The following is a 12400-nucleotide window of genomic DNA, read 5'->3' on the forward strand; positions in this document are numbered from 1 at the left end:
CGCACCGCGTCCTGCCCGCGCTGACCCGGCGCCCCGAAACCAAGGAAAAGAGCCGTGGCTCCCCTCATCCTCCCCGTCCACACCTCTGCCGAACTCCCTGCCGCAACGACCGTCGCCATCATCGGCGGCGGCATTGTCGGCCTGACCGCCGCCTTGACGCTCGCCGAGCGCGGGGTGCCGGTGACGGTGCTGGAAAAGGGCCGCATCGCCGGGGAGCAATCCTCGCGAAACCTCGGCTGGATCCGGAAGATGGGCCGCGACAGGGCCGACATCCCGCTCTCTCTCGAATCGGACCGGCTTTGGGCGACGATGCCCGAGCGGCTCGGCGCCGATATCGGCTACCGGCGGGCTGGCATCATGTATCTCGCCCGAACCGAAGCCGAAATGGCGGGGCACCGCAACTGGCTGGCGTCAGTCCGGGACCTCGACCTCGATTCCCGCCTGCTCGCCCCGGCGGAGATCGATCGGCTTGTCCCCGGTGGCGCGGGTCGCTGGGTCGGCGGCATTCATACCCCCTCCGACGGGCGCGCCGAACCCACGCTCGCCTCCAGCGCGGTCGCCCGCGCGGCCCTGACAAAGGGCGCCGTCATCGTCGAAGACTGCGCCGTGCGCACGCTCTCCACGGCGGCGGGGCGGGTGTGCGGCGTGGTCACGGAGCGCGGCGAGATCCGCTGCGACCAGGTGCTGCTGGCGGGCGGGGTATGGTCGCGCCGGTTTCTCGGCAATCTCGGCCTGTCGCTGCCGGCTCTGCCGCTGGTCGCCTCGGTCGCGCGCACAGCCCCCATGGACGGGCCGACGGAGATCGCCGTCGGCGCCCCGGACTTCTCGTTCCGCAAGCGCCATGACGGCGGCTACACGATCACCCAGCGCGGCGCGCTGGTCGCCCCGCTGATGCTCGACCACCTGCTGATCGGCCATCGCTACCTGTCGACCTTGCGAGCGCAATGGAAGAATGTGCGGATCTCGCTCGGCCGAGACCTGCTACGCGATCTGTCGCTCGGCCGCCGCTGGAGTGGCGACCGGGCCTCGCCCTTCGAGTTGGTGCGAACACTCGATCCGCCCGTGAACGACGCGCTCAATGCCGAGGCGCTGCGCAACCTTGCGCTGGCCTGGCCGATCTTCAAGGATGTCGTCATCCGCCAGGCCTGGGCCGGCATGATCGATGTCACTCCGGACTCGCTGCCGGTGATCTCGCCGGTCGCCGCCCTTCCCGGCCTGACCATAGCCTCCGGCTTCTCCGGCCACGGCTTCGGCACATCTCCGGCAGCCGGCCAGCTTGCCGCCGACCTCGTCACCGGCGCATCGCCGATCGTCGACCCAGACCCCTATCGGTTCGACCGGTTCTGAGCGCGGATCGGGCCGGAGCCGCGGAAAGCCACTCGCGACCAGCCTTTACTGGCTTTGGGACATGGTCTTGCGCAGGGAGGTCCCCCCTTGCGCGGCGGCGACAAGCGCACGGGTATAGTCGTGCCTTGGGTTGCCGAACACCTCCTCGACCGGCCCCTGCTCGACGATCTCTCCCCTGAACATCACCACCGTCCGGTCACAGATGTGCCGAACGACCGCAAGGTCGTGGGAAATCAGCAGCAACGAAATCGCGGCCTCTTCGCGAAGCGCCTTCAGCAGTTCGAGGATCTGCGCCTGAACCGACACGTCGAGGCCGGACACGATCTCGTCGGCGACCAGCAGCCGCGGGTTGGAACACAGCGCTCGGGCGATGTTGACCCGCTGCTTCTGGCCACCGGAAAGCTGGTCGGGAAAGCGATCGATGACGTCCGGCGGCAACAGCACCTTGGCGAGCAGATCCCTGGCGATGGCGCTGCGGGCCGCCCGCAACGGCCGGTCCGCGCGCGCCTCGAGGCTTTGCGTGACAAGGCTGCCGACGCTGCGCCGCGGATTGAGCGCCGACTGTGGGTCCTGGAACACGAGCTGCACTTGGTCGCGCAGCGCCCGCAAGGTGGCGGCAGAGCGGTCCGTTCCTGCAAACCCGGCCACATCGAGCCACCCGGTCGTCACGTCCTCGAGACCGAGGATCAGCTTGGTCAGCGTGCTCTTGCCCGAACCACTCTCCCCGACCACGCCGACGAACTCGCCTTCGCGCACCTCGAAGTCGAGGCCCCGAAGCGCCTCGACCCGGCGCATGCGCCCAATCCAGTCGCGAGCAATATAGGTTTTCGCCAATCCTTCGGCACGCAGCACGACGTCGGGCCCGGGCTCCCGTGCCGCGGCCTGAGGCCCTTCGGCCGGAGCCTGGATGGCGGAGACGCGCTCGGGAAAGTGACAGGCGCTGCGATGGCCGGTGGTGGTGCTGGCAAGCAACGGCTTGTCCGTGTGGCACCTCATCTCGGCGACCGGGCAGCGCGGGGCGAGTTCGCAGCCCGCCATGACGCTTCGCTCCAACGCGCTCGGCATGGTTCCCGGCAGGGTCAGCAACGGCCTCGGCGGCCCCGAGAGGGTGGGGGTTGCGAGACTGAGGCAGCGCGAATAGGGGTGCGTAGGACTGCCGATGATGGTTTCCGCCGCACCGCTTTCCACGATACGGCCGGCGTAAAGCACCGCGACCTCGTCGCATAGATCACCCGCCAGACACAGATCGTGGGTGATGAAGAGAACCGACGCCCCATGGGTCTCGACCATTCTCGCGATGAGCTCGGCCACCCGCGCCTGGATCGTGACGTCGAGCGCGGTCGTCGGCTCGTCGGCCACGACCAGCTTCGGATTGGACGCGAATGCCATGGCGATGAGGACACGTTGCAGCATGCCGCCGGAGAGCTGGTGCGGGTAGTGCGAAAGCAACTCCCTCGACCGGGGAAGATGTACGTCCTCCAGAAGCTGGATGGTCCGCTCCTTGCGCTCCTTCGGCCATCTGAAGCCGATCCGGGCAAGATGACCGCCGAACTGCTGCCCGATCGTCAGGGCGGGATTGAGCGCCGTCATGGGCTCCTGGGGAATGAACCCGATGTCGCGTCCCAGCAGGTCGCGCCGCGTCGCCCGCGTCATGCTGCCCAGCGGAAGGCCGTCGAACTCGATCGATCCGGCGGACACAGCCAGTGCGCCCGGCAGCGTGTCGGCAATGCAGGCGCCGATCATCGACTTGCCCGCTCCGGACTCGCCGATAACACCAAGGATCCTGCCGCCGCCGATCGCCAGGTCGACCCCGCTCAGGATCCGATCGCCGGTGGGAAGCGAGACGTCGAGCCCGCTGATCTCAAGCACATTCTGCTGTTTCATCACTTAAACCGGCCGTCTGGCTGAGGAGCGGGGATCAAGGACACGATTGAGGCTGTCGCCCAGCGCGTTGAAGCTCAGGACCGTGACGAAGATCATCAGGATCGGCAAAGCGAGCCCCCAGGGCGCCGAGTAGATATCGATGCGTGCATCCGCGATCATCTGGCCCCAGGCGGGCACGTCGGCGGGAACGCCCATGCTGACGAAGGACAGGATCGCTTCCACGACGACCGAGATCCCCATCTGCAGGCTGAACAGCGTGACGATCATCGGCAGCACGCCGGGCAGCACTTCCCGGAGGATGATGCGTCCGTGGGAGAAGCCGGCAAGGCGCGCATAGGCGACATAGTCCTGTCGCCGCGTCACCTGAACTTCGGTGCGCAGGACCCGGCAGAAGCGGGTCCAGTCGACGAGGATGATCGCGAGGATCACCTTGTCCGTGCCGATGCCGAGCCCGACGATCAGCAGCATCGACAGAACGACCGGCGGGAAGGACAACCAGATCTCGACCAGCCGCGAGATTGCCCAGTCGATCCTGCCGCCGAAATAGCCCGCGATGCAGGCAAGGACACTGCCAAGGAGCATGGCGCCGCAGGACGCGAAGATCGCGACGGTCATGGCGGTGCGCGCGCCATGGATCAGTCGCGACAGGATATCGCGGCCGAGGCTGTCGGTCCCCAGCAGGTGCTCCGCCGACCCGCCGGCGAAAACCGGCGGCATCAGGATGCTCAGCAGATCCTGGTCGTTCGGCTCATGGGGTGCGATCCATGGTGCAAGCAGCGCCATCAGAAGGAGGGCCGAGACCGCCCCTCCGCTCAGGATCAGCCGGATGTCCGCATATCGGGCGAAACCATGCATCGCTCAGCTTCTCAGCCTGGGATTGAGGAGATAGACGCCGGCATCGGCAAGCGAATTGAAGATCAGGGTGGTCGCGCAATAGATGAGGGCAACCGCCATGATGACGTTGAGGTCGACCGTCTGCATGGCTCTCAGCATCAGGTTGCCGAGGCCGGGATAGGAGAAGATCAGTTCGACCAGCAACGTGCCGCCAAACAGGCCGCCGAACTGCGTGCCGACCAGCACGACGACCGGCAGGATGGCATTCTTCAGCGCTTGCCCGAACAGGATGCTGCGGTCGCTGAGCCCGCGTAGCCGCGCCTGCCGGATGTAGCTCTGCTGATAGGTAGCGACGAGGCTGGAATGCAGGACGCGGATGATGGCCGGCGAAAAGGCCAGCCCCAGCGCCAGCACGGGGAGCGCCATGTGGGACAGGGCGTTGAGGAACAGCCGCGGCTCCCCCGCGGCCAGAGTGTCGACGAGCAGGAAGCCGGTGAGGTCGGGAACCGACAGTCCCGGAGCGAGCCTGCCGTTCACCGGGAACAGCGGCATCAACACGCCCAGCAACAGGATGAACAACAGTGCCAGCAGGAAGTCCGGCAGGGCCATGATCACCGAGGTGACGACCATGCCGGCCGATGCAAGAACCGTCCCGCGCGCGGCGAAGATCAGCAGCCCCATGGCAACGCCGAAGACGATGGCGAAGGCCAGAGCACATGTCGCAAGCTCGATGGTGGCCGGAAGGCGCTGGAGAACGAGCGTCGAGGTCGGCATGCGATATTGGGCGGACTCGCCGAAATCGCCGCGTACCGCGCTGCCGAGCCAGACCGCGTATTGCTCCCAGACCGGTTTGGTCAGACCCATCTCGATCCGCTTGGCCTCGACCTGTTCGATCGTCGCCGATGGCGGAAGCGACATCTGCGCCGGATCCACCGGCAGCACCCTGAGCGCCAGGAAGACGAGCATCGAAACGACGGCGAATACCGGCATGATCGCCGCCAACCGCCTTGCGACCACCCATAGCAGTGCCCTGAACACCTCGACGCCCCCCTCCGGCGTGATGCGCGGGACCGTTCCCCGCGCGGATCCCTCTGAAGCTGCCACAGCATCGGCCCGAAAACCGAACTCGGTTTTCGGAAAGCACGATACGGAGAGTCAAACAGCCGGATGGCCTTTTGTGCGTCTTGATAGACGCATGGCGACCTAGGCCGGCGTGATGGCCCCCGGCAGCACCAGGCCGTTCGACCATGGCTTGAAGTTGAGGCCCTTCCGGAAGCCGATGGTCTGAATGGCCTGAAGAAGCGGGATGATGGCTCCTTCCTCGACCAGATACGCGTTCAGGTCCTCATAGCCCCGGATGCGCGTCTCGTAGTCCGGCTCCGAGAACAGGGGTTGGACCCGGGCCGTCACCTCCTCGGTCCGATAGGTGGAGAATGGCAGATCCTGATTGAACATATGGCCGGCGAACAGCTCCGGATCACCGGTCCCGTTTTCCCAGACGAACAGCGAGGCGTCGGGCAGTTTGCCGGTGGCGTTGAGCTCGTACCATTGTGCCTCGGTGATCACGGTCAGGCTGGCCTCGATGCCGACCTTCCTCCACATCGTCACGATGGCGCGAGCCAGATCGTAGTCGCCCGGAAACTGACCGTTCGTCGTCGCGAAGCCAAGCTTGACCGGCTTGTCGGGACCATGACCGGAGGCAGCCAGCAGTTCCACCGCCCCTTCCGGATCGTAGGCGAAGGCGAAGTCGCGCGGATTGCCCGGCATGCCGGGGATCGTCGGAACGTCGATGGTCACGGCGTCGCCGCCGAAGAAGGCCCGGCTGAGCGTCGCCTTGTCGATCGCCTTGTGCGCCGCCAGACGGACATTGTGGTCGGCGAAGGCCCCGTCCGCCCGCACGGTGACATAGATGATCCGCGCGATCGGGTTCGCGATGGCGTTGAACGCGGTGCCCTGCTGCAGCCGCTTCACATCGCGAATCGACAGTTCCAGCGCGATGTCGACCGTCCCGGACTCCAGCGCCGCCAGGCGCGCGGTGGGATCGGGGATGATCTCGAAGGTGATCTGCCGGACCGAGGGCAGGTCTCCCCAGTAATCATCCCGACGGACAAACACGATGCGGCTGTCGCGCCGATATTCCTTGAGCACATAGGGCCCCGATCCCATCGGTGCCGTCTGCATGCCCTCGACCCCCACCTTTTCGGCATATGCCTTGGAGACGATGTAGCTTGCGCTGAAACCGAGCCATTGCGGCGCCGTCGGGAACGGATCCTTGAACCGCATGATGGCCTCCACCGGCGAGACCACTTCGATGTCCGACACGACACCGAAGCCGACAATAAGGTCGATCTCGTCGCCGCGCTGAAGGCGCTCGAAGAAGGTGAAGCGGAAGTCCTCGGCCGTCAGCGGGGTCCCGTCCGAGAAGGTGACGTCGTCCCGAAGCACGACTTGAAGGCTGCGCGCATCGTCCGCAAGCTTCCACTGCGTGACCACGTTGGGTACCAGTTCAAGGTCGGCCGTCTGGTTCAGCGGCTGGTCGAACAGCATCTTGAGAACGGTCTGCGGATCTGGCGCCAGCCGCTGGTTCGGGTCCCAGGTCACCGGATCGGTCATCCAGGCGATGGAGACCGTATCGATGTCGCCGGCAAGCGCGAAATCAGGTCGCATAAGCAACGCGCCGCCGGCAACCCCGGCCAGTTTCATGAACAAGCGTCTGTCGATGTCCTTCATTGTCGCTCTCCTCTGGCTGGCAGTGTCCGGCGGTCAGGGCCGCAATCGCATCGATACGGATTTGACTTCGGTGTAGGCGTGCACGACTTCGCTGCCGAACTCCCGGCCGAGGCCCGACATCTTCATGCCGCCAAAAGGAACCGCGACATCCAGCACGTTATGCGTGTTGAGCCAGATCGTGCCGGCTTCGATATCCTCGGCCAGCAGATGCGCGGCGTCGAGGTCGCGCGTCCAGATCGACGCTCCGAGGCCGAATGGCGTGGCATTGGCAAGAGCAACGGCTTCGCCGCGGTCGGAGAACGGCATGGCGACGACGACCGGCCCGAAAATCTCCTCGGTCGCCGCTGCACAGGCCGGATCCGGCCGGGTCAGGACGGTCGGGCGAAAGAAATAGCCGGCGCCCGCAGGGCTGTGACCGCCGGCCCTGACCTCGGCACCGCCGTCGATCGCGGCTGAAACGATGGCCGAGACCTTCTCGCATTGGGCTGCCGAGACGAGCGGCCCGAGATCCGTCGAGGCATCGAACCCGCTGCCGAGCCGGAGCCGCCCGGCGCGCTCCGCCACCCCTTTCACCACCTCTTCGAACACCGGTGCCGCAATCAGCAGCCGGGACCCGGCCGTACAGACCTGGCCGGAATTGGCGAAGATCGCATTCGCCGCTCCCTCGATCGCGCCCTCAAGGTCGGCGTCGGCGAGGACGATCGTCGGCGACTTGCCGCCAAGCTCCAGGGTGACCCGCTTGAGGCTGCGTGTCGCCTCCAGAAGAATGGCCTGACCAGTTGCGGTCGACCCCGTGAAGGCGATCTTGCGGACCCTGGGGTGACGCACCAGGGCGGCGCCCGCTTCGTGACCGAAGCCCGTGACGATGCTCACCGAGCCGGCCGGAAACTCCGCCTCCTCGATAAGCTGTGCGAGACGGAGGCTTGTCAGCGAGGTCATTTCCGAAGGCTTGAGCACCACCGTGCAGCCGAAGGCGATCGCGGGGGCCAGCTTCTGGATGGCCTGGCCGAGTGGAAAGTTCCAGGGCGTGATCCCGGCCACCACTCCGACCGGCACACGCTCGGTATAGGTGCGATAGATGCCGCCGTCGTCGACCAACGGCGACGGCGTGATGACCTCGCCGGTGATCTTCGACGCCCAGCCCGCATAGTAGCGAAGCGCGTCGACGGCAAAGCGCATGTCGATGTTGCGCGAGACCCAAAGCGGCTTGCCGTTGTCGAGCGTCTCCAGGGCAGCGAGTTCGTCGGCCTCCTGCTCGATCAGCATGGCAAGGCGTTCGAGCAGCCGCCCTCTGTCAAGTGGTCGCATGCGCCGCCATCTGCGATCGGTGAAGACGGCATGGGCGGCCTCGACGGCCTCATCGACGTCCTGCGCGGTGGCCGCCGGAATATGGGCGATGACACGCTCGCTGGCGGGATCGATCACGGGGATCTGTGTCCGGTCGCCAGCCTCGCGCCACTGTCCGCCGATGAACAGTTTCCCGCAAGGGATCTTCGCCAAGAGCCCCTCGGCCCGCACGGCGGCAATCATCGAGCAGTGCTCCCGAACAGATCGCCGCGCAGCGAAACGCGCAGGAACGACGGACATTCGGCGAGGGCTGCCGCATCCGGCAAGACAATCACAGACACTCTCTTCGTTCCCCTTCCTGTTATCTAGGAAGCCTAGGTCATCGCCAGACGGGAGGTCCATTTCGGTTTCGACCGCCAACTATGCCGTTTCGGCCAAGCGCCATTGGCAAAAAGAACAGCCCGGCATGAGGGGTCACGCCGGGCTGCCGTCCGGGAGGAGGCCCACGCCCGGCTAGGGGAGAAGGGCCGTGGACCGCGCCGCTCCACGGGAACGCGGAGGATCCTGCCGGACTACTGCTCGAGCGCCCTGCCCAATCTCGCATAGAGCACGGGACGGTTGCTCCTGAGCCAGTTGGCAAAGAGGGCGCCACCGATGCCCACCACGGCTATGAGAAGGGGGAACGTCTGCACGATGGGGCTTTCCGTGCCCGACAGGAACTCGATGTTGCTGATCACCAGACCCACCGCGCCACCCAGGCACAGGACGCTGAGGGCGGGGGCGAAGAGCGCGGCGAACACCCCCGGACGCTCGCCCGCTGGCAGAGTGCGGAAGAACTGGATCACCGCCAGGCTGACTAGGGCCTGCACGGTCAGGACCCCGAGCACGGTGATCACCGACATCAATGAGAAGATGACCCCATAGGGGTCGAGCCCCGCCAACGCCATGATCAGCAGAACCGACCCGACAAGGCCGCTCTGCGCAAGGCCCGCGACATGAGGAGACCGGTGGAGGGGATGCACCCGCGACAGCGCCGAGGCGAGCACTCCCTCCCTGCCGAGGGCAAAGAAATAACGGCTGATCGTGTTGTGGAACGACAGCACGCAGGCAAACAGGCTGACGATCAGCAGGATGCTCATGGTCGGCACCGACCAGGGCCCGAGAATGTCGGCGGAGGCGGTGAAATAGAACTCCTCGAGGCCGGACTGGGCCGCCGCCGCCACCTGGGAAGGCCCGTAGTATTGCGCGATGGCCCAGGTCGAGAACGCATAGAAGACCGTGATCAGCCCGACTGCCGCATAGGTTGCGCGCGGGATCGTGCGGCGCGGCTCCTTCGCCTCTTCCGCGAAGATCGCCGTGGCCTCGAAGCCGATATAGGAGCCGATGACGAAGACGAGCGTTGCTCCCAGCCCGGCCGTGAACACCGTCGACGGCGCGAAGACATCGAGGCTCAGCCCCTCCGGACCGCCGCCACGCAACAGGATGCCCACGCCCAGGAGCAGCAGGATCAGAACCTCGGCAACCAGGCACAATCCCAGCACGCGGCCGCTGAAGGCGATGTTGCGCCGTCCCAGCGCCGTCACGATGGCGATGCCGGCGATCGAGGAGACCCACCAGGGCAGATCGATGCCGAGCGGCTCCAGCGCAGCCGCGACAAAGACGCCGAAAAGCGCATAGATGCCGAGCTGTACCGCGTTATAGGCCAACAGGATGATCATCGCCGCGCCGACGCCGACGGGCCTTCCCAACCCTTGGACGATGTAGGTGTAAAACGCTCCCGCCCCCCGCACATGGCGGCTCATCGCCGTGAAGCCAACGCTGAACAGCAGATACATCACACCAGCAAGAAGGAAGGCGCCGGCGACGCCGGGCCCGTTGCCGAATGCGAAAGCCACCGGAGTGGCCCCCACAACCGCGGTGAGCGGTGCGGCGGCGGCAACGACGAAGAAGACGATATGCGCCAGTCCGAGCGAGTTTCTGGCCAACACCTCTGCCTGACCTGCAGCAGTTTTGGACGTCATGGGTTCCCCTCCTCTGTCAACTATATTACATGATCTTACATATTCTTATTTGTCAAACTTTATGCCGTGTGATCGGTTCCGACGTACCGAGCATAGGTTCAGTTGCTGCCGATCGCGGAGACGTTGAGCCCGCCTTGACGATGCGACCGGATGCGCTCCCCAACGGCGCGCATCCTCGCGGCCACACAGGCTTTTCAGAGCACCGGCGGCTTGGCCAGTTCCAGATGGCGGAGGCGATCGATGAACGCGGCCAGGCGCTCCTCCCGGTACTTCGCAACGTCCATGGCCCGGTAATCGAGGAAGCCTGCCTCGGTCTTCAGGCCGATCCGGCCCGTCGCCATGTTGCGTTCGATGATCGGCGGCGACGCATAGCGCTCATCGTTGAGCGCCCCCGACAGGTAGCGGCTGGTGTGATAAAGGATGTCGCCGCCACCCCAATCGATGAACTCCAGCAGCCCTAGCACCGAGAAGCGGAAGCCGAAGCCATATTTCACCGCCTTCTCGACATCCTCGACAGAGGCAACGCCTTGCTCCACCAGACGCGCCGCCTCGTTCATCGCGATACCCTGGATGCGCGGGACGATATAGCCGGGGGTCGACGCACACAGCACCGGTACCTTTCCGATCTGTTCGAGCAGAGCCACGAGGCGCTGTGTGACCGCATCCGATGTCGCCTTGCCGGGCGACAGCTCGACCAGGGGCACGATGAAGGCGGGGTTGAGCCAGTGCGCGTTGAGAAAACGCGCCGGCTCCTCGACCGCCGGCGACAGATCGTCGACCAGGATGGTCGAGGTCGTGGAGGCGATGATCGTCTCGGGCGAACACAGGCGCGAGGCCTCGCGAAGCGCCTCCCGCTTGAGCTCCAGGACTTCGGGAAACCCTTCGAAGACGAGGTCTACCTCGCCCAGCGCCTCCCCCGCCGCCGACTTCGGCAACACGGTGACGCGGCCGGCGATGCGTTCGGCCGCTCCGCTCCCTTCGAACAGGCCGAGGTCCTTCAGCAACAGGAGCGTCTCGAGAATTTCTCCGCGCGCCTCCTCGGCGAGAGCCGCGAATTCCTCCGCCGGCCGCTCCTTGAAGTCGATCAGCGTGACCGGATGGCCCGCATAGGCGAAGACGATGGCAATCCCCCTGCCCATGCGGCCGGCGCCAAGGGCGACGACCTTCTCGCGCGGGCTCGCGCCGGTGACATTGCCGCTCATGCCGAATACCCCCGCTCAAGAAACGCCGCGATGTCCTCGCGCGAGTATCCGCCGAGCCCCACGCTGGAGAGCGGACGCCCGTTGCGGGCGAAATCCTCGCCGCACACCGCCGAGCCGATCGCCAGCAGGCCTGCCGCGATCGGCACGGCGACACCGGCCAGATCGGCGATCGACACCAGGAGGGAAAGGCCGAGGCGGACATCCTCCATCATGTAGCGATGCTCGGTGAGCACGATCTTCTCCCGCCAGTCGCCCGACTCCTTCAGTTCGTGATGAGACTTCCGCCCATACATCCACTCCTCGCCCTCGTCGCTGTAGTGGTCGGCGAGCGGGAAATGCGGAGCCCGATAGCCGAGCGCCTCCCGCACCGCGATCCGCTCCGCGTCGAGCGCGTCCGTCACCCGGCGGATCGAGGGCTGTGTACCCTCGTTGTGGATGTCCCATGCGTCGAAATGTTCGAGCGGTCCGGCATTCATGGTGATCACCGGTGGGTGGATGATGGGGCCGGCATTCATCAGTGCCGCCGACAGAACGTCGCCGCAGGGCTCTATCGCACCGGGAAAGGCCTGCCCGATCACGTTCAGCGCCCGATCCATCCCGGAGCGTGGAAACACACCGGTCGGGAGCCGCGTGCCGCGAGCGCTGACGACAATCTCCGCAAAGCCATGCTTGCGCACCAGCCAGGGCAAAGTGCCCGACTCGGCAAAGGCAACCCCGTCCGCCGTGCCGGCCGCCTGCGCCGCACCGGCGAAGATCAGCGAACCGAGCGTACCGGGTGGCATGTAGACGACCTGGCCCGGCCGCAGATGCGGAGCCAGTACAGGCGCGAGCGCTTCGTGCGCCGTGGCGGGGACCGGACAGAAGATCAGTTCCGCCCCGGCGAGCGCGTCGCCCATCCGGTCGGTCACCTCGGCAAGGACCGCCTCCCGCCGTCCCTTGCCGTCACGCAGGGCGATAATGTTGTTTAGAGAAAGGTGGCGCGCCACGTCCTCCGCATTGCGCCGCCACAGGACGACGTCGTGTCCGGCCAGTGCGAAATCCGCCGCGGCGGCGAGCGACCCGTTGCCGCCTCCCAGTACTGCAATCCGCATAGAC

Annotated in this window: 9 protein-coding genes; 1 reads left to right on the forward strand and 8 read right to left on the reverse strand. The window is 66.0% G+C overall.

Going from position 1 to position 12400, the window contains the following annotated elements; genetic code table 11:
* The first annotated feature begins 54 nt into the window (after nt 1-54).
* Nucleotides 55-1347 (forward strand): FAD-binding oxidoreductase, encoded by a 1293-nt coding sequence (locus tag TSB10GB4_RS09975; protein WP_186395624.1) that lies wholly within the window; start codon nt 55-57, stop codon nt 1345-1347.
* A gap of 45 nt (nt 1348-1392) precedes the next feature.
* On the opposite strand, the gene TSB10GB4_RS09980 is transcribed toward TSB10GB4_RS09975, so the two are convergent.
* The 8 genes from TSB10GB4_RS09980 to TSB10GB4_RS10015 all read right to left on the reverse strand — a co-directional run bounded on the left by TSB10GB4_RS09980 (nt 1393) and on the right by TSB10GB4_RS10015 (nt 12396).
* A complete protein-coding gene (locus TSB10GB4_RS09980) occupies nt 1393-3231 on the reverse strand; it encodes an ABC transporter ATP-binding protein (protein ID WP_186395625.1) in 1839 nt (612 codons plus the stop codon).
* Between the two features lie 3 nt (nt 3232-3234).
* Nucleotides 3235-4086 (reverse strand): ABC transporter permease, encoded by an 852-nt coding sequence (locus TSB10GB4_RS09985; protein ID WP_186395626.1) that lies wholly within the window; start codon nt 4084-4086, stop codon nt 3235-3237.
* A gap of 3 nt (nt 4087-4089) precedes the next feature.
* Nucleotides 4090-5169, reverse strand: a complete 1080-nt coding sequence (locus tag TSB10GB4_RS09990) for an ABC transporter permease (RefSeq protein ID WP_371328887.1) — start codon at nt 5167-5169, stop codon at nt 4090-4092.
* A gap of 99 nt (nt 5170-5268) precedes the next feature.
* A complete protein-coding gene (locus TSB10GB4_RS09995; protein ID WP_186395627.1) occupies nt 5269-6795 on the reverse strand; it encodes an ABC transporter substrate-binding protein in 1527 nt (508 codons plus the stop codon).
* 33 nt (nt 6796-6828) lie between these two features.
* Entirely contained in the window at nt 6829-8502 is a 1674-nt protein-coding gene (locus tag TSB10GB4_RS10000; protein ID WP_208984646.1) for an aldehyde dehydrogenase, read from the reverse strand.
* Nucleotides 8503-8654: 152 nt separating this feature from the next.
* Nucleotides 8655-10103 carry an APC family permease gene (locus TSB10GB4_RS10005; protein WP_186395628.1) on the reverse strand — a complete coding sequence of 483 codons (1449 nt, stop codon included), beginning with the start codon at nt 10101-10103 and terminating at the stop codon, nt 8655-8657.
* A gap of 194 nt (nt 10104-10297) precedes the next feature.
* On the reverse strand, nt 10298-11242 hold the full coding sequence (locus tag TSB10GB4_RS10010; RefSeq protein ID WP_244570881.1) for a 3-hydroxybutyryl-CoA dehydrogenase: 945 nt from the start codon (nt 11240-11242) through the stop codon (nt 10298-10300).
* A 59-nt stretch (nt 11243-11301) separates the two neighbouring features.
* Nucleotides 11302-12396 carry an NAD/NADP-dependent octopine/nopaline dehydrogenase family protein gene (locus TSB10GB4_RS10015; protein ID WP_186395630.1) on the reverse strand — a complete coding sequence of 365 codons (1095 nt, stop codon included), beginning with the start codon at nt 12394-12396 and terminating at the stop codon, nt 11302-11304.
* Nucleotides 12397-12400: the final 4 nt, after the last annotated feature.

This window comes from Stappia sp. TSB10GB4 (assembly GCF_900185745.1).
Classification (GTDB): domain Bacteria; phylum Pseudomonadota; class Alphaproteobacteria; order Rhizobiales; family Stappiaceae; genus Stappia.